This is a genomic window from Variovorax davisae (assembly GCF_030316845.1).
Taxonomy (GTDB): Bacteria; Pseudomonadota; Gammaproteobacteria; order Burkholderiales; family Burkholderiaceae_C; genus Variovorax; species Variovorax davisae.
On record NZ_JASZYS010000012.1, the window covers coordinates 155,410 to 173,198 of the forward strand.

The following is a 17,789-nucleotide window of genomic DNA, read 5'->3' on the forward strand; positions in this document are numbered from 1 at the left end:
GATGCCAGACCTGAACGACATGGTGTTTTTCGCCGAGGTCGCCGAACGTGGCGGCTTCGCGGCCGCCAGCCGGGCCCTCGGCGTGCCCAAGTCCCGCCTGTCGCGGCGGGTGGCCGACCTGGAGGCGCAGCTCGGCGTCCAGCTGATGCAGCGCAGCACCCGGCGCCTGTCGCTGACGCCGGCCGGCGAGATCTACCTCAAGCACTGCGCGGCGATGCGCGATGCCGCCCAGGCGGCGGCCGAGGCGGTGGCCCAGATCCAGACCGAGCCGAGCGGCACGGTGCGGCTCACCTGCCCGGTCACGCTGGCCCACAGCAGCGTCGGGCCGCTGCTGCCGGAATTCATGCGGCGCCATCCGCAGGTCCGGGTCGAGATGCGGGTGCTGAACCGGCCGGTCGATCCGGTCGAGGAGGGCGTCGACCTGGCCCTGCGGGTGCGCCCGGCGATCGAGGACAGCGCGACCCTGGTGGCGAAGAATTTCGGCGTCAGCCGCGGCCTGCTGGTCGCCAGTCCCGAGTTGATGCGGCGCCAGGGCCCGGTGGCGCTGCCGGCCGACCTCGCCAGGCTCGACACCGTCGCCATGTCGACCGGCGAAGGCCGGGCCAGCTGGCGGCTCGAAGGGCCGAGCGGCAAGGTGGTGGTCCACACCCACACGCCGCGCTATGTCGCCGACGACCTGCTGACGCTCAAGTTCGCGGTGGTGCAGGGGGTCGGCGCCTCGGTCATGCCGGACTACATGTGCCGCCGGGAGATCAATGCCGGCAAGCTGGTGGAGGTGCTGCCGGGCTGGGGGCCGGCGCCCGGGATCTGCCACGCCGTGTTCCCGGCCCGCCGCGCCCTGGTGCCGGCGGTGCGCCGCCTGATCGACTTCCTGGTCGAGAACCTGGACGGGGCGGAGCCGCACCATCTGGCGGAATGAGTCTGCTTATGTCAAGAAACCCATATTCAAACAATTAGATATTCGTTTGTCGTTGAAGCGATGGTTCGGACAATGGCGCTCCCACCCTGAGAGAGAACGACCATGCCCACCCCGCGCCTCGGCGACACCGCCGCCGTCTTCCCCCGTGTCCGCGCCTGACGCCGCGCACGAGCAGGCCAACCGCGCGTGAGCAAACCGACCATCGTCATCGTGCCGGGCTGGCGCGATTCCGGCCCCGGCCATTGGCAGAGCCTGTGGGCCGAGCGCATGCAGGGCGCGGTGCGGGTGGTGCAGGACGACTGGGTTACGCCGAGCCGCGCCGCCTGGGTGGCGACGCTCGAGAAATTGGTGCTCGACAGCCCGGGCCCGGTGATCATCGCCGCCCACAGCCTGGGCTGCATCGCCACCACCCACCTGTCCGAGGCGGCCGCGGCGCGGATCCAGGGCGCGCTGCTGGTGGCGCCCGCCGACCCCGAGCGCCGCGCCGTGTTGAGCGATTTCGCCCCGGTCCCGTTCGCGCCGCTGCCCTACCGCAGCATCCTGGTGGCAAGCAGCAACGACCCCTTCTGCCCGGTGCGGCTGGCCGGCGCCTATGCCCGGGCCTGGGGGAGCGAATTCGTTCGGATGCAGAATGCCGGCCACATCAACATCGAATCCGGACACGGCGACTGGCCCCTGGGCCTGGCGCTGCTCCAATCGCTGACCGACGAGCCGACCGCCTTGATGGCCGGCCACAAGAATCCAGAACCCTTGGCAACCCTATGACCTCCAGAATCAAGACCCTCATCGGCACGCTGGTGCTCGCCGCCAGCGGCGCCGCATCGGCCCAGACCCTGCTCAACGCGTCGTACGACGTGGCGCGCGAGTTCTACAAGGACTACAACGCCGCCTTCGTCGCCAACTACAAGAAGACCACGGGCAAGGAAGTCAAGATCGACCAGTCGCATGGCGGCTCCAGCGCCCAGGCGCGGGCGGTGGCCGACGGCCTCGACGCCGACGTGGTGACCATGAACACCTCGACCGACATCGACTTCCTGGCCAATGCCGGCGTGGTCGCCAAGGACTGGCCCAAGCGCTTTCCGTACAACGCCTCGCCGACCACCTCGACGATGCTGTTCCTGACCCGCAACGGCAACCCGAAGGGCATCAAGGACTGGGACGACCTGATCAAGCCCGGCGTCCAGGTGGTGGTCGTCAACCCGAAGACCGGCGGCAACGGCCGCTACGCCTACCTCGCGGCCTGGGGCTACGTGAAGAAGAAGGGCGGCACCGACGCCCAGGCGGCCGAGTTCGTCGGCAAGCTGTTCAAGAACGTGCCGATCCTGGCGCGCGGCGGCCGCGATGCGACCACCGCCTTCCTGCAGCGCAACATCGGCGACGTGCTGATCACCTTCGAATCCGAGGTGGTGTCGATCGACCGCGAGTTCGGCTCGGGCAAGGTCGATGCGGTCTACCCGTCGATCAGCATCCTGGCCGAGAACCCGGTCGCGGTCGTCGAGCGCACGGTCAACAAGAAGGGCACCGGCGAACTGGCCAAGGCCTACCTCGACTACCTCTATTCGGAAGAAGCACAGGAGATCGCCGCCAAGCATGCGCTGCGCCCGCGCTCCGAGGCCGTGCTCAAGAAGAACGCCGCGACCTTCAAGCCGCTGCAGCTGTTCACGGTGCAGGAACTCTTCGGCAGCCTGTCCGAAGCGCAGAAGGTGCACTTCAACGACGGCGGCCAGTTCGACAAGCTCTACACGCCCGGCGCCAAGTAAATGAGCGGTGCTGCTACATCGGCGCTGTCGTCCGCGGCAGCGCCGCTGGCGTCTGGAGCGGTCCGTGGCGTGTCGCGCCGGGTGCTGCCGGGCTTCCACCTCACGCTCGGCTATGCGGTGCTCTACCTGAGCCTGATCGTGCTGATCCCGCTGTCGGCGCTGGTCTTCAAGACCTTCACCATGAGCTGGGAGCAGTTCTGGGTGGCGGTGACCGCGCCGCGCGTGATGGCCTCGTACCGGCTGACCTTCGGCGCCTCGCTGATCGCGGCGCTGGTCAACCTGGTGTTCGGCCTGCTCGTGGCCTGGGTGCTGGTGCGCTACAAGTTTCCGGGCAAGCGCATCGTCGACGCGCTGGTCGACCTGCCGTTCGCGCTGCCCACCGCGGTGGCCGGCATCTCGCTGACCGCGCTGCTGGCCGGCAACGGCTGGGTCGGCCAGTTCCTCGAGCCGCTCGGCATCAAGCTGGCCTTCACGCCGGCCGGCGTCGTCATCGCGCTGATCTTCATCGGCCTGCCGTTCGTGGTGCGCACGGTGCAGCCGGTGCTCGAAGACACCGAGAAAGAACTCGAAGAGGCCGCCACCAGCCTCGGCGCGACCCGGCTGCAGACCTTCACCAAGGTGATCCTGCCGTCGATCATGCCGGCGCTGCTGACCGGCTTCGCGATGGCCTTCGCACGCGCGATCGGCGAATACGGCTCGGTGATCTTCATCGCCGGCAACATGCCGATGATCTCGGAGATCACGCCGCTGATCATCATCGGCAAGCTCGAACAGTACGACTACGCGGGCGCCACCGCGGTGGCGCTGGTGATGCTGGTGATCTCGTTCCTGCTGCTGCTGGTCATCAACGGCCTGCAGGGCTGGAAGCGTCGCCGGTCGGAGGCTTGAGCCATGAGCGCACCTTCGAAAACCATCCGCCGCGTGCAGGCCGGCACCACCGAGTCGGCCTGGGTCCGCCGCACCCTGATCGGCATCGCGCTGGCCTTCATGTTCCTGTTCCTGCTGCTGCCGCTGGCCGCGGTCGCGGCCGAGGCGCTGCGCAAGGGCTTCGGCGCCTACCTCGAAGCGCTCAAGGAGCCCGATGCCTGGGCGGCGATCCGCCTGACCCTGCTGACGGCCGCCATCGCGGTGCCGCTGAACCTGGTCTTCGGCGTCGCCGCGGCCTGGGCCATCGCCAAGTTCGAGTTCCGCGGCAAGGCGGTCCTGACGACGCTGGTCGACCTGCCGTTCGCGGTGTCGCCGGTGGTGGCGGGCCTGATCTACGTGCTGGTGTTCGGCGCCCAGGGCTGGTTCGGTCCCTGGCTGCAGGCGCACGACATCAAGATCATCTTCGCCGTCCCCGGCATCGTGCTGGCGACCGTGTTCGTGACCTTCCCGTTCATCGCCCGCGAGCTGATCCCGCTGATGCAGGCCCAGGGCACCGACGAGGAGCAGGCCGCGATCGTGCTCGGCGCCACCGGCTGGCAGACCTTCTGGCGCGTCACCTTGCCGAACATCAAGTGGGGCCTGCTGTACGGCGTGATCCTGTGCAATGCCCGGGCGATGGGCGAGTTCGGCGCGGTGTCGGTGGTCTCGGGCCACATCCGCGGCCAGACCAACACCATGCCGCTGCACGTCGAAGTGCTCTACAACGAATACCAGTCGGTGGCCGCCTTCGCGGTGGCTTCCTTGCTGGCCATCCTGGCGCTGGTCACGCTGGTGATCAAGTCGGTCATCGAATGGCGCCACGAGCGCGAGATGAAGGCGATCGCGGAGCTTCCGCCCGAGCGCCCGACGCCAGCGAGCTGAAAGAGAGAAATCATGAGCATCGAAATCAGAAACGTCAGCAAGCAATTCGGCGACTTCCACGCCCTGCGCGATGTCAGCCTGGACGTGGCCTCGGGCGAACTGGTCGCGCTGCTGGGGCCCTCGGGCTGCGGCAAGACCACCTTGCTGCGCATCATCGCGGGCCTGGAAACCGCCGGCGCCGGCAGCATCCTGTTCGCGGGCGAGGACACCACCGACGTCCATGTGCGCGAGCGCCAGGTCGGCTTCGTGTTCCAGCACTACGCGCTGTTCCGCCACATGACGGTGTTCGAGAACGTCGCCTTCGGCCTGCGGGTCAAGCCGCGCGGGCTGCGCCCGAGCGAGGCGCAGATCAAGACCAAGGTGCACGACCTGCTCAAGCTGGTGCAGCTCGACTGGCTGGCCGACCGCTATCCGGCCCAGCTGTCGGGCGGCCAGCGCCAGCGCATCGCACTGGCCCGGGCGCTGGCGGTCGAGCCCAAGGTGCTGCTGCTCGACGAGCCCTTCGGCGCGCTCGATGCCAAGGTGCGCAAGGAACTGCGCCGCTGGCTGCGCCGGCTGCACGACGAACTGCACGTGACCAGCATCTTCGTCACCCACGACCAGGAAGAAGCGCTCGAAGTGGCCGACCGCGTGGTGCTGATGAACAGCGGCCGCATCGAGCAGGTCGGCTCGCCCCAGCAGGTGTGGGACCACCCGGCGAGCCCCTTCGTCTACGGCTTCCTGGGCGACGTCAACCTGTTCCATGGCCGATCGCTCGAGGGCGAGGTGCAGGTCGAGGGCATCCGGCTCGACACCCGCGACCAGCAGGGCTTGCGCGACGGCAAGGCGCTGGCCTATGTGCGGCCGCACGACCTCGACGTGGCGCGCTATGCGCCTGGTGCCAGCGGCATCGTCGCGACCCTGAGCCGTGCCATCGTGGTCGGACCGATCGCGCGGCTGGAACTCGAACCGGTCGAATCGAATCCAGATAATCCGGGCTCCGGAACCATCATCGAGGCGCAACTCCCTGCGCAACAGTTCCGGGACCTCGGCCTCCGCGAGGGCGACAAGGTGGTCGCCACGCCGCGCAAGGCCAGGGTGTTCGTAGAGGATTGGGTTTCACCTTGAAGTTGTTCGACTGGTATTTCGGCGCGCCACGGCGCGCCTTGGCGCTGATCTGCCTGGCCTGCATCGCGATGCTGGCCTTCGGCATGTACCTGCAGCATGTGGTGGGCCTCGAGCCGTGCCCGATGTGCGTCGTGCAGCGCTATGCGCTGGTGCTGGTGGCGGTGTTCACCGGCATCGGGGCGGCCAGCGGCAGCAAGGCCTTGCGCATCGCCACCCTCCTGACGGCCCTGGTCGTGGCCGTGGGCGGCGCCTACACGGCGGCGAGCCAGAGCTGGCTGCAGTGGTATCCGCCCGAGGTGGTTTCGTGCGGGCGCGACATTTACGGAATGATCGAGACCTTCCCGCTGCAGCGGGCGCTGCCGATGATCTTCCGTGGCGCCGGCGACTGCTCGCAGATCGACTGGACCTTCCTCGGCCTGTCGATCGCCAACTGGTCGTTCATCGCCTTCACGGGGTTCGGGCTGGCGCTGCTGGTGCTGCTGGCGCGCTCGTTCCGCCGGCCGCCGATCCGGCCCGCGCTCAAGACCGCCCGCTGAGCCTTCTATAGCGGCAGGGTGTCGAAGGCCGCGTAGGCCGTCGCCAGCCAGGTCTTCACGCGCTGGCGCTCTAGCAGCCCGAGCGCGTGCGGGCCTTCGCGGTCGTTGACCGCCTTCCAGAAGCTGGTGTTGCGGGCATCGATCTTGCGCATGCTGGCGTCGTGCAGCCGGGGCAGGGCGATCACGCGGGCGCCGTGCGCCGTGGCCTTGCTGAGCGACTGCGATCCGAGCAGCAGGCCGAAGTCGTTGCCGCGCCCGTAGTTCTGCACGACGATGTAGTTCGGCCGGTCGCCGAAGGTGTCGATCAAGGTGCCGAGCAGGTCGCTGGAATCCTTGCCGTCGTCCAGCACATGCCAGAAGTTGACCGCCACCCCGAGTTCGGCGAAGACGTCGAACAGGTCCGACTCCTTGATCCAGCGCGACAGCGGCGCCAGCGTCTGGGCCGCCAGGTCGACGATCACGCTTTGCTGCGGATTGGTTTCGAAGCCGTTGACCACCGTGTCGAGGCCTTCGAAGCTGTCCACCACCACCGGCGAGGCGAAGCCCTCGTAGAAACGGGTGAAAGAGCTGTGCGAACGGTCCGTGTCGAAGCCCACGAAAGGCCGGCTGTGGTCGATGAAATACTGCGCCAGCACTCGCGCCGTGACCGACTTGCCGACACCGCCCTTTTCGCCGCCGATGAAATTGATGGAGCTCATGAGGTTCCTGCGAGAGTGGGAAGAAAACTGCGATTCATTCTAGGTGCGGCGCCCGCAAGGATCGCGCCATGAGCTTCGGCGTGAGCCCGTTCCCGACTCGGCGAGCTACTTCGGCACCATCGACAGGAGCGGCCCCAGGCTCCCCAGGAACCAGTTCTGGCTGAAGTCGAGCGCCGCGCGCCGGTACTTCTCGTCGGCCTGCGCCGCCAGCAGATCCAGCCGCGCGACCACCTTGGACAGCTCGCGGTCGACCAGCAGGTTGCGCCCGCGTTCGCTGATCTCGGTGGCCAGCAGCAGCGGCTGTCCATCGGGGCCGGTCTTCGAGCCGATCAGCCAGAGCGAGATCTCGAAGTTGCGCGCCGCCCGGAAGCTGTTCTCGGCGCTGACGCCATCGAGCATGTTCTGCTCCCAGGTGTCGCCATTGGCCTGCTTGAGCAGCGCCGCCCAGCCGACCACCAGCGCCGCGACCCGGTCGCCTTCGAAGGGCTTGGGCGCGGTCTCGAAGGCCAGGCGGATGGCGTCGATGCCGTAGGCGCCTTGCAGCTGGGGCAGCGCCGCGTTGTTCGAGATCGCGTCCCAGGTACGCTGGATCGCCTCGTCGGCGCTGCCGCACCACTTGCGCCATTCGCGCGGATTGCGGCGGTAGAGCGACAGCTGCACGCGCCGCACCGACTGCAGGTTGTCGCGCAAGGCGAGGTTGGCGATGCGGTTGGCACCGCTCTGGAGCCATTCGTTGCCGGCATAGGGTTCGGCGCGCTGGGTGGAGCCGCAAGCGGCGAGGGCCAGGGCCGCCGCCGCACCGCCGCCGATGAGCCACGCGCGGCGGTCCAGGCAGGGGGAAAGAGGGGAAACGCGCATGGTCCGCACGTTATCATCCTCGCCTCAGGTGGCGGCCTGGCCTGGGCGTGCCAGCCGCCGGAATCTGCTTACAAATCAACACCTTGGCACCCCACCTTGGCAAAACAACTGGCTTAGGGCCGACCTGACGTGCGTCTCAATTCCATCAAGCTCTCGGGCTTCAAGTCCTTCGCCGAACCCACCAACTTCCTGCTTCCCGGCCAGCTGGTCGGGGTGGTCGGTCCCAACGGCTGCGGCAAGTCGAACATCATGGATGCCGTGCGCTGGGTGCTCGGCGAATCGCGCGCCTCCGAGCTGCGCGGCGAGTCGATGCAGGACGTGATCTTCAACGGCACCACCACCCGCAAGCAGGCCAGCCGCTCCAGCGTCGAACTGGTGTTCGACAACGCCGACCACCGCGCCGGCGGCCAGTGGGCGCAGTTCGCCGAGATCGCGGTCAAGCGGGTGCTGACGCGCGACGGCAATTCGAGCTACTACATCAACAACCAGCCGGTGCGCCGGCGCGACGTGCAGGACGTGTTCCTCGGCACCGGCCTGGGGCCGCGCGCCTACGCGATCATCGGCCAGGGCACGATCAGCCGGATCATCGAATCCAAGCCCGAGGAGCTGCGCCTGTTCCTCGAAGAGGCCGCCGGCGTCTCGAAGTACAAGGAACGCCGCCGCGAGACCGAGAACCGGCTAGGCGACACGCGCGAGAACCTGACGCGGGTCGAGGACATCCTGCGCGAACTCAACAGCAACCTCGAGCGGCTCGAGAAGCAGGCCGAGGTGGCGGCGCGCTACAACCAGCTGACCGGCGACGCCACCCGCAAGCAGCACCAGCTGTGGTTCCTGAAGCGCACCGAGAGCGAGGCCGACCAAGCCAAGGTCAAGGCCGACGCCGAGCGCGCCATCAACGACCTCGAATCGCGCACCGCCGACCTGCGCCACATCGAGGCCGAGCTCGAAACCGTGCGCCAGGCCCACTACGCCGCCGGCGACCAGGTCAACCAGGCCCAGGGCAAGCTCTACGAAGCCAGCGCCGAGGTCGGCCGGCTCGAAGGCGAGATCCGCTTCGTGGTCGAGGGCCGCCAGCGGGTCGAACAGCGGCTGGTGCAGCTGCGCGAGCAGATGGGGCAATGGGGCACGCGGCGCGAAGACGCCGAGGCCGAGATCGAGACCCTGGCCGGCCAGGGCGTGAACGCCGAGGAGCAGGCCGAACTGCTGGCCGCCCAGCTCGAGGAGCACGACGCCCGCATGCCCGAGCTCGAGGACGCCCAGCAGCGGGCCCAGAACGAGGCCAACGCCCAGCGCGCGACGGTGGTGCAGGTGCAGCAGCAGATCCAGGTGCTGGCCGCCGACCAGCGCAACATCGAGGACCAGAGCCGCCAGCTCAACCTGCGCGCCGAGCGGCTGCGCACCGACCAGAACGCGCTCGCGGCGCCCGACGAGGCGAGGCTGCGCGACCAGCAGGAGCAGCTGGCCGCCGCCCAGGAGGCGGCCGCCGAATCCGATGCGCGCCTGCAGGAGCTGCAGGAAGCCGTGCCGCAACTCGACGACGACCGGCGCACGCGGCAGCAGGCGGTCAACGCCGAAGGGGCGCGCCACGCCGACCTGTCGGCGCGGCTGGAAGCGCTCAAGGCCTTGCAGGAAAAGGTCAAGACCGACGGCAAGCTCGCGCCCTGGCTCGCCAGGCACGGGCTCGAAAGCCTGCAGGGCCTGTGGAGCCGCATCCACATCGAGCGCGGCTGGGAAGACGCGCTCGAATCGGCCTTGCGCGAGCGCCTGGGCGCACTCGAAGTCAGCCGCCTCGACATGGTCCGCGCCTTCGCCGGCGATGCGCCGCCGGCCAAGCTGGCCTTCTATTCGCCGCCGCTGGCGGGCCTGCCGCCCGGCGCGTCGACCCTGCCGCGGCTGTCGGACCTGCTGCGCCTGGCCGACGCCGGCCAGCAGGCGCTGCTGGCCGAATGGCTGCATGGCTGCTTCACGGCCGCCAGCCTGGAAGAGGCGCTGGCGCAGCGCGACAAGCTGCAGCCCGGCGAGGTGATCTACATCCAGAGCGGCCATGCGGTCACGGCCCACAGCGTCAGTTTCTATGCCCAGGATTCGGAGCAGGCCGGCCTGCTGGCGCGCCAGCAGGAAATGGAAAACCTGGAGCGCCAGCTGCGCGCCCAGACCCTGATCGCCGACGAATCGCGCACTGCGCTGGCCCGTGCCGAGGCGGCCTACGGCGACGCCGCCCAGCGCCTGGTCGCGGCGCGCCGCGAAGCGGCCGAGACCCAGTCGCAGGCGCATGCGCTGCAGGTCGAGACGCTGCGCCTGTCGCAACTGGCCGAGCAGACGCGGGCCCGCAGTGAACAGCTGGCGAATGACCTGGGCGAGGTGACGGCCCAGCTCGAAGAGCTGCAGGAAAAGCGCATCGCCGCCGAGTCGCGCTTCGAAGAGCTCGACATGCAGCTCGCCGACAGCCAGGAACGCCATGCGCAGCTCGATGAAAAGGTCATCGAGGCCGGCCGTGCGCTCACGGCCAGCCGCGAACAGCATCGCAGCCTCGAGCGCCAGGCGCAGGAAGCCACCTTCGCGCAGCGCACCCTCGAAGCGCGCCGCGGCGAGCTGAGCCGCGCGATCGAGACGGCCAACCAGCAGGTCGTCGCCCTGACCGACGAAGACGAACGCGCGCGCGCCGAGCTCGGCCGCCTGTCCGACGCGGCCGCCCAGGCCGGGCTGCAGGACGCGCTGTCGCTCAAGCTCGAACGCGAAACCGCGCTCGGCGCCTCGCGCAGCCAGTACGACGACCTGACGATCAAGCTGCGCGCCAGCGACGAACGCCGGCTGCAGCTCGAGCGCGAGCTCGACCCGCTGCGCCAGCGCATCACCGATTTCCAGCTCAAGGAGCAGGCCGCGCGGCTGGGCTTCGAGCAGTACCAGCAGCTGCTGGCCGATGCCGAGGCCGACCTGGAGGCGATCGCGCTGTCGATCGAGACCGACAAGGTCCGGCTCACCGGACTGCAAAGCGAGATCGACCGGCTCAATCGCGAAGTGGCCGCGCTCGGCGCGGTCAACTTGGCCGCGCTCGAGGAACTGGCCGTCGCCAGCGAGCGCAAGACCTTCCTCGATGCCCAGTCGGCCGACCTGAACGAGGCCATCGGCACGCTCGAGGACGCGATCCGCAAGATCGACGCCGAGACCCGCGACCTGCTGGGCGGCACCTTCAAGATCGTCAACGAGCACTTCAGCCGGATGTTCCCGGAGCTGTTCGGCGGCGGCAACGCCAAGCTCATGATGACCGGCGACGAAATCCTCGACTCCGGCGTCCAGGTCATGGCCCAGCCGCCGGGCAAGAAGAACCAGACCATCCACCTGCTGTCGGGCGGCGAGAAGGCGCTCACGGCGATCGCGCTGGTGTTCGCGATCTTCCAGCTGAACCCGGCGCCGTTCTGCCTGCTGGACGAAGTGGACGCGCCGCTGGACGACGCCAACACCGAACGCTATGCCAAACTCGTCACAGCCATGAGCCGAGAAACCCAGTTCCTTTTCATCAGCCACAACAAGATCGCCATGGAAATGGCCGAACAGCTGATCGGCGTGACCATGCAGGAGCAGGGCGTTTCGCGCATCGTGGCGGTCGACATGGAGTCGGCCGTATCGATGGTCGAAGCCGCCTGAGCACCCGCGGCCCATGAGCAATCTCACCGTCGCCCTCGCCATCCTCGGCGGACTGGTTCTCGCCACCGTGGTCGGCTACAACACGTGGATGTCGCGCCGCAATGCGCCGAAGCAGCCCGACGCCCCCGACAGCGAGCCGGCCGCGCCCGAGGCCGCCCCCCAGGGCGAACTCGAGCCCGTGCTGCATGTCGATCCGCACCAGGTTTCCGGCAACGAGCGGCACGAGCCGCTGTTCGATCCCGACCTGCCGGCGCCGAGCGCGCTGGCGGTGCCGTCGGCCGAGCGCCGCGGCGGCCTCGACCCGCTGATCGACGTCATCGCCCCGGTGTCGCTCGACGGCCTGGCCTCCGGCGACGCCGCGATCGCCGCCATGCCGGCGACCCGGCGCGCCGGCAGCAAGCCGGTGGCGGTCGAGGGCCTCAACGAGTTCACCGGCGAGTGGGAGCCGGCGGTGGCCGGCCAGCGCTATGGCGCCTTCCAGGTCGGCGTGCAGATGGCCAACCGGACCGGCGCGCTCAACGAAATCGAATACTCCGAGTTCGTGGTCAAGGCCCAGGCCTTTGCCGACGCCCTCAACGGCGCGCCCGAGTTTCCCGAGATGCTCGACGAGGTGGCGCGGGCGCGCGAGCTCGACCAGTTCGCCAGTTCGCACGATGCCCAGCTCGGCTTCGTGCTGCGCGCGCGCCACGCAGCCTGGAGCCCCGGCTACGTGCAGCAGAACGCCTCCCGCCTCGGCTTCGTGGCCGGCATCATCCCCGGGCGGATGGTGCTGCCGGCGGGCGAGCAGGGGCTGCCGCCGATCCTCGGGCTGTCCTTCGATACCCAGGCCGCGCTGGCCGACGACCCGGCGCAGTCGGCGATCCGCGAGCTCACCCTGAGCCTCGACGTGCCGCAGGTCGACCGCACGGAGCGCCCCTTCGAGCGCATGCGCGAATCGGCCGCCGCACTGGCGCGCGAGATGGACGGCGTGGTCACCGACAGCGACGGCCAGCCCTTGCGCGACGAGACCATGGATGCCATCGGCGTCGACCTCGAGCAGCTCTACGACACGCTCGACGCGCGCGACCTGTCGGCTGGCTCACCGCTGGCGCGGCGCTTGTTCAGCTAGCCGGAGACGTTCATGACGACGCGTGAAGACGCGGTGAAGGAAGCCGCTGCGCTCAGCGGGCAACTGCACCGCCATGCCCATCTCTACTACGTGCTCGACGCGCCCGAACTGCCGGACGCCGAGTACGACCGGCTGTTCCAGCGGCTGCAGGCGCTGGAGGCCGAGCATCCCGAACTGCGCACGCCCGATTCGCCGACCCAGCGCGTCGGCGGCAAGCCGCTGGACGGCTTCGCCAAGGTGCGCCACCGGGTGCCGATGCTGTCGATCCGCACCGAGACCGACATCACGCCGGCCGGTGCCAGTGCCTTCGATGCCCGGGTCCGCAAGGAGCTCGGCCTGGCCGAGGACGGGCCGCAGGTCGAATACGTCTGCGAACTCAAGTTCGATGGCCTGGCGCTGAACCTGCGCTACGAGCACGGCGTGCTGGTGCAGGCGGCGACCCGCGGCGACGGCGAGATCGGCGAGGAAGTGACCCAGAACATCCGCACGGTGCAGCAGATCCCGCTGCGCCTGCAGGGCGACGCGTCGGCCATTCCGCCGGTGGTCGAGGTCCGCGGCGAGGTGTACATGCGGCGCGACGACTTCGACGCGCTCAACGAGCGCCAGCGCGAGAAGATCGCGGGCGGCCAGAAGAACGAGAAGGTCTTCGTCAATCCGCGCAACGCGGCGGCCGGCGCGGTGCGCCAGCTCGATCCGGCGATCGCGGCCCAGCGGCCGCTGAGCTTCTTCGCCTACGGCCTGGGCGAGGTGACGCCGCCCGAGCAGGGCGGGCCGGACTGTCCGACTCAGTTCGACTGGCTGCAGCAGTTCAGTGCCTGGGGCTTCCCGGTGGCGGCGCAGACCGCGCGCGCCCGCGGCGCCATCGAGCTGATCGCCTTCCACGAGACCATCGGCCGCCAGCGCGACGCGCTGCCCTACGACATCGACGGCGTGGTCTACAAGGTCGACAGCGTGGCGCTGCAGCGGCAGCTCGGCTTCGTCTCGCGCGAGCCGCGCTGGGCGGTCGCCCACAAGTACCCGGCGCAGGAGCAGCTCACCGAGGTGCTGGCGATCGAGATCCAGGTCGGGCGCACCGGCAAGCTCACGCCGGTGGCCAAGCTGGCGCCGGTGTTCGTCGGCGGCGTGACCGTGACCAACGCCACCCTGCACAACGAGGACGAGACCCGGCGCAAGGACGTGCGCGTGGGTGACACCGTGATCGTCCGGCGCGCCGGCGACGTGATCCCCGAGGTGGTCGGCGTGCTGCCGGAGAGCGCGGCCCGGCCCGACGACCAGCGCGGCCCGGTGTTCACGATGCCGCACCAGTGCCCGGTCTGCGGTTCGGACGCGCTGCGCGAGGAGGGCGAGGTCGACTACCGCTGCACCGGGGGCCTGTTCTGCGGCGCCCAGCGCAAGGAGGCGATCCTGCATTTCGCGGCCCGGCGCGCGCTCGACATCGAGGGCCTGGGCGACAAGCTGGTCGAGCAGCTGGTCGATGCCGAGCTGATCCGCACGCTGCCCGACCTCTACAAGCTGGGCTTCACGACCCTGGCCGGCCTGGACCGGATGGCCGACAAGTCGGCCAACAACATCGTCGCGGCGCTGGAGGCTTCGAAGAAGACCACGCTGCCGCGCTTCCTGTTCGGGCTCGGCATCCGGCACGTGGGCGAAAGCACGGCCAAGGACCTGGCGAAGCATTTCGGCCAGCTGGATGCCATCATGGACGCGAGCGAGGCGCAACTGCTGGAAGTCAACGACGTCGGACCGGTGGTCGCGACCAGCCTGCGCACCTTCTTCGACCAGCCGCACAACCGCGAGGTGGTCGAGCAGCTGCGCGCCTGCGGCGTCCATTGGGAAGAGAGCGAACCCGCCGCCCGCGCGCCCAGGCCGCTGGCGGGAAAGACTTTCGTCATCACCGGCACGCTTCCTACGCTCGGCCGCGACGAGGCGAAGGACAAACTCGAAGAGGCGGGCGCCAAGGTGGCGGGCTCGGTCAGCAAGAAGACCGACTACCTGGTGGCCGGCGACGAGGCCGGCAGCAAGCTGGACAAGGCGCGCGACCTCGGCGTGACCGTGATCGACGAAGCGCAGATGCTGGAGATCCTCGCCCAGGGACCATCCTGAGGTTGTTGCGTTTTCCCGGTCAACAGGCGGGCGCGCCGGCCGTTGAAACGAGGATGACCCAGGAGGTCCGGATGAAGCGAATTCGTTCTGTGTCGGCCGCCATCGCCGTGGGGGGCGCCGCCTTGCTCGGCGGCTGCGTGGCGCCCGGCCCGTACTATGCGGGCGCGGCCTATCCCTACTACGTCGACCCGGTCGTGGTGGCGCCGTCGGTCTACGTCGGGGCCACCGGCTACTACGGCTGGGGCGGCTACTACGGCGGCTACCGCTATCCGGGCTGGCCCGGCTACTACGGACGTGGCGGCTACTACGGCCACCCGGGGTACTACGGTCGGCCCGGGTATTACGGACGTCCCGGATACAACGGCAGGTCCTACGGACGACGCTAGGCCGCCGCGATAATCGCGCATGGCCATCCGCGAAATCCTCAAGATGGGCGACCCCCGGCTGCTGCGCAAGGCGCAGCCGGTCGCCGCCTTCGACACCGACGAGCTGCACCTGCTGGTGCGCGACATGTTCGAGACCATGCATTCGGTCAATGGCGCCGGGCTCGCGGCGCCGCAGATCGGGGTCGACCAGCAGCTCGTCATCTTCGGCACCGACACCGTCAACCCGCGCTATCCGGATGCGCCCATCGTCCCGCGCACGGTGCTGGTGAACCCGATCGTCACGCCGATCGGGGACCAGGAGGAAGAAGGCTGGGAGGGCTGCCTGTCGGTGCCGGGCCTGCGCGGCGTGGTGCCGCGCTTCGCCAGCGTCCGCTACACCGGCTTCGATCCGTACGGCGACCCGATCGATCGAACGGTGAGCGGTTTCCACGCCCGCGTCGTCCAGCACGAGGTCGACCACCTGCTGGGCGTTCTGTACCCGATGCGGGTGCGCGACTTCTCGCGCTTCGGCTTCACCGAGGTCCTGTTTCCGGGCCTCGATGCGGGCGAGGACGACTGATCAGTTCAGTCGTCCGCTGGTGCCGCCCAGGCTGAAGCGGCCGGCGCCCAGGAAGGCCACCGCCAGCGCGGCGAACAGGAACATGCCCTGCAGCTCGAGCGCCCAGCCGCCCGACTTGCCGATGACCGCCAGGTCCTTGAGATGGACCAGCCAGATCGCGACCAGCATGTTGATGACCGTGATCCAGGCCGCCGGACGCGTGTAGACGCCGATGATCAGCAGCACCGGCGCCAGCAATTCGCCCACGTAGACCAGGTAGGCGAGGGCGCCCGGCAGGCCATGCGACGTCAGCATGCCCTCGACGAAGCCTACGCCGTTGCTGAGCTTCGCGATGCCGTGAAGCAGGATCAGGATGCCCAGGGCCAGGCGCAGGATGAGCTTGCCGGTGTCGTCGGAACGGATCATGTGAAAAACCTTTCGTTGCTAAAAACAGGCGCGATTGTGGTCGATCTCGCACCGGGTTGTCGCATCGAGGTCCCGCTTGGGGTCAATTTCTGGTTCGGCCAGCGATGGCGTCGCGACTGCGAAAGACAACCGGCGGTTCGTCGAGGCCGTGCCCGCTGGCCGCGCGCTACCTGCAGACCGATCCGGCCGTGACGCCCGGCGAGGCCAACGGCGCGATCATCTTCGCCATCGACTGCCCGTAGGACCGGGCGCCCGCGGTCGGGGCGCCGTCAGTGGTACGTCGTGATCACCACGGCGACCGCGGGTTGGCCGGCTGGCGGCGCCATCGTCAGGCTGCCGCCCTGGTCGCCCAGCAGGCAGCCGTGGCCGGAGGCGGGTCGCATCCCGGTGCCGCAGCGGATCGGAATGGGTTCGCGGTCCGGCCGTTCGACGCGCACCTCGGCGCTCTTGCGGTCGGATGGCGATGCAACGAATCGCAGCTCGGTCCCGCGGGCCGTGAAGCCGCCGCCGTCAGAGGCGGCGGTCGAAACGACGACGCCGTACGACGAAGGAACGATCGCGCCGGCGAAGGTGATCGAGCCGCCCGCCGCGCTCGCTGCCGTGGTGAAGAAACAGGCGGCAATGGCCGTGGCGTTGGCAAGGCGCGAGCAAACACCAGTGCACTGCTTCATATCGAATTCCTTGCTGATAGGAGACGCGGCGGCGTCGAATGACATCTGCTTTCTAATGAGGTTTCTAAAATATTGCAAATGTTTCGATTGCACACAAATTGGCGTGGCTGTCCTCCGTTGACGAGCCCGCGATCCAGTCCCCGCGCACCGCACGTAAACTGCCGGCTGACGTCATTTCGAAGAGAAGAGGACCACCGCATGAATTCACGCATCCGCCCGGCGCTCGCCGCTGTCGCCGCCACCCTGGCCTTCACCGCCGCACCGGCGTTCGCCGGCAAGACGCTGGACGCCGTCAAGCAGCGCGGCACCGTCAAGTGCGGCGTGACCAACGGCGTGGCCGGCTTCTCGGCGCCCGACACCCAGGGCAACTGGTCCGGTCTCGACGTCGACACCTGCCGCGCGATCGCCGCCGCCGTGCTCGGTGACGGCAAGAAGGTCGAGTTCGTACCGCTCAATTCGCAGCAGCGCTTCTCGGCCCTGCAGGCCGGCGAGATCGACATCCTGGCGCGCAACACCACCTGGACCCTGACCCGCGACGCCTCGCTGGGCTTTCACTTCACGACCATCACCTACTACGACGGCCAGGGTTTCCTGGTGCCCAAGAAGCTCAAGGTGACGAGCGCCAAGCAGCTCAAGAACGCCACCATCTGCACCCAGGCCGGCACCACCAACGAGAAGAACGTCGCCGACTGGTTCAAGGCCCAGAACATCCCGGTCAAGACGGTCGTGTTCGAGAGCTTCGAGGCCTCGTTCAAGGCCTTCTTCGCCGGCCGCTGCCAGGCCTTCACCACCGACACCTCGGCGCTCGCCGGCCTGCGCAACAAGGAAGCGCCGAACCCCGACGACTACGTGATCCTGCCCGAGCTGATCTCCAAGGAGCCGCTGGCGCCGCTGGTGCGCCGCGGCGACGACGAGTGGTTCGCGATCGCCAAGTGGGTGCCCAACGCGCTGATCGAGGCCGAGGAATCCGGCATCACCCAGGCCAACATCGACGAGCTCAAGGCCTCCAGCAAGGACCCGGCGCAGCAGCGCCTGGTCGGCAGCGGCGACGACCTCGGCAAGCTGCTGGGCCTCGACAAGGACTGGTCCTACCGGGCGATCAAGGCGGTCGGCAACTACGGCGAGATGTTCGAGCGCAACGTCGGCCCGAAGTCGGTGCTGAAGCTGCCGCGCGGCTCGAACAACCTCTGGAACAAGGGCGGGCTGATGTACGGATTGCCGGTGCGATGAGCGGGCGCCGGGCCGC

Annotated in this window: 18 protein-coding genes; 14 read left to right on the forward strand and 4 right to left on the reverse strand. The window is 68.8% G+C overall.

The features are described from left to right. The first annotated feature begins 1 nt into the window (after position 1). The 7 genes from QTI33_RS25300 (at position 2) to QTI33_RS25330 (ending at position 6,110) form a co-directional block, all read left to right on the forward strand. The gene (locus QTI33_RS25300; RefSeq protein ID WP_286509116.1) at positions 2-919 is read left to right on the forward strand and encodes a LysR family transcriptional regulator; all 918 of its coding nucleotides are present in this window, start codon (positions 2-4) and stop codon (positions 917-919) included. A 186-nt stretch (positions 920-1,105) separates the two neighbouring features. Further along, complete coding sequence (locus QTI33_RS25305) at positions 1,106-1,684, forward strand: RBBP9/YdeN family alpha/beta hydrolase (RefSeq protein WP_286509117.1); 579 nt, start codon at positions 1,106-1,108, stop codon at positions 1,682-1,684. After that, positions 1,681-2,679 (forward strand): sulfate ABC transporter substrate-binding protein, encoded by a 999-nt coding sequence (locus tag QTI33_RS25310; RefSeq protein WP_286509118.1) that lies wholly within the window; start codon positions 1,681-1,683, stop codon positions 2,677-2,679. The genes QTI33_RS25305 and QTI33_RS25310 overlap by 4 nt, the downstream gene beginning before the upstream one ends. Next, positions 2,680-3,567, forward strand: a complete 888-nt coding sequence (cysT, locus tag QTI33_RS25315; protein ID WP_286509119.1) for a sulfate ABC transporter permease subunit CysT — start codon at positions 2,680-2,682, stop codon at positions 3,565-3,567. It begins immediately after the preceding gene. Between the two features lie 3 nt (positions 3,568-3,570). Beyond that, complete coding sequence (gene cysW, locus QTI33_RS25320; RefSeq protein ID WP_286509120.1) at positions 3,571-4,467, forward strand: sulfate ABC transporter permease subunit CysW; 897 nt, start codon at positions 3,571-3,573, stop codon at positions 4,465-4,467. 12 nt (positions 4,468-4,479) lie between these two features. Next, the gene (locus tag QTI33_RS25325; protein WP_286509121.1) at positions 4,480-5,574 is read left to right on the forward strand and encodes a sulfate/molybdate ABC transporter ATP-binding protein; all 1,095 of its coding nucleotides are present in this window, start codon (positions 4,480-4,482) and stop codon (positions 5,572-5,574) included. 2 nt (positions 5,575-5,576) lie between these two features. Next, the gene (locus QTI33_RS25330) at positions 5,577-6,110 is read left to right on the forward strand and encodes a disulfide bond formation protein B (protein ID WP_286509193.1); all 534 of its coding nucleotides are present in this window, start codon (positions 5,577-5,579) and stop codon (positions 6,108-6,110) included. 5 nt (positions 6,111-6,115) lie between these two features. Here QTI33_RS25330 and QTI33_RS25335 read toward each other — a convergent pair whose 3' ends face one another. Continuing rightward, positions 6,116-6,808, reverse strand: coding sequence for a P-loop NTPase family protein (locus tag QTI33_RS25335; protein WP_286367949.1), 693 nt, complete (start codon positions 6,806-6,808; stop codon positions 6,116-6,118). A 105-nt stretch (positions 6,809-6,913) separates the two neighbouring features. Beyond that, positions 6,914-7,666, reverse strand: a complete 753-nt coding sequence (locus QTI33_RS25340) for a hypothetical protein (protein ID WP_286509122.1) — start codon at positions 7,664-7,666, stop codon at positions 6,914-6,916. A gap of 129 nt (positions 7,667-7,795) precedes the next feature. Between QTI33_RS25340 and smc the strand changes: the two genes are divergently transcribed. The 5 genes from smc to def all read left to right on the forward strand — a co-directional run bounded on the left by smc (position 7,796) and on the right by def (position 15,467). Next, the gene (gene smc / locus QTI33_RS25345) at positions 7,796-11,311 is read left to right on the forward strand and encodes a chromosome segregation protein SMC (protein WP_286509123.1); all 3,516 of its coding nucleotides are present in this window, start codon (positions 7,796-7,798) and stop codon (positions 11,309-11,311) included. 13 nt (positions 11,312-11,324) lie between these two features. After that, positions 11,325-12,419, forward strand: coding sequence for a cell division protein ZipA C-terminal FtsZ-binding domain-containing protein (locus tag QTI33_RS25350; RefSeq protein ID WP_286509124.1), 1,095 nt, complete (start codon positions 11,325-11,327; stop codon positions 12,417-12,419). 12 nt (positions 12,420-12,431) lie between these two features. After that, entirely contained in the window at positions 12,432-14,522 is a 2,091-nt protein-coding gene (gene ligA / locus QTI33_RS25355; RefSeq protein ID WP_286509125.1) for an NAD-dependent DNA ligase LigA, read from the forward strand. 71 nt (positions 14,523-14,593) lie between these two features. Beyond that, complete coding sequence (locus QTI33_RS25360; RefSeq protein WP_286509126.1) at positions 14,594-14,908, forward strand: hypothetical protein; 315 nt, start codon at positions 14,594-14,596, stop codon at positions 14,906-14,908. Between the two features lie 19 nt (positions 14,909-14,927). Further along, a complete protein-coding gene (gene def, locus QTI33_RS25365; RefSeq protein ID WP_286509127.1) occupies positions 14,928-15,467 on the forward strand; it encodes a peptide deformylase in 540 nt (179 codons plus the stop codon). Here def and QTI33_RS25370 read toward each other — a convergent pair whose 3' ends face one another. Further along, positions 15,468-15,872 (reverse strand): DoxX family protein, encoded by a 405-nt coding sequence (locus QTI33_RS25370; protein WP_286509128.1) that lies wholly within the window; start codon positions 15,870-15,872, stop codon positions 15,468-15,470. A gap of 104 nt (positions 15,873-15,976) precedes the next feature. On the opposite strand from QTI33_RS25370, the gene QTI33_RS25375 reads away from it, so the two are divergent. Beyond that, positions 15,977-16,114, forward strand: coding sequence for a hypothetical protein (locus tag QTI33_RS25375; protein ID WP_286509129.1), 138 nt, complete (start codon positions 15,977-15,979; stop codon positions 16,112-16,114). 27 nt (positions 16,115-16,141) lie between these two features. On the opposite strand, the gene QTI33_RS25380 is transcribed toward QTI33_RS25375, so the two are convergent. Next, positions 16,142-16,588: a hypothetical protein gene (locus tag QTI33_RS25380; protein WP_286509130.1), complete on the reverse strand. Its 447-nt coding sequence runs from the start codon at positions 16,586-16,588 to the stop codon at positions 16,142-16,144. Positions 16,589-16,741: 153 nt separating this feature from the next. On the opposite strand from QTI33_RS25380, the gene QTI33_RS25385 reads away from it, so the two are divergent. Next, positions 16,742-17,773 (forward strand): amino acid ABC transporter substrate-binding protein, encoded by a 1,032-nt coding sequence (locus tag QTI33_RS25385; protein WP_286509131.1) that lies wholly within the window; start codon positions 16,742-16,744, stop codon positions 17,771-17,773. Positions 17,774-17,789: the final 16 nt, after the last annotated feature.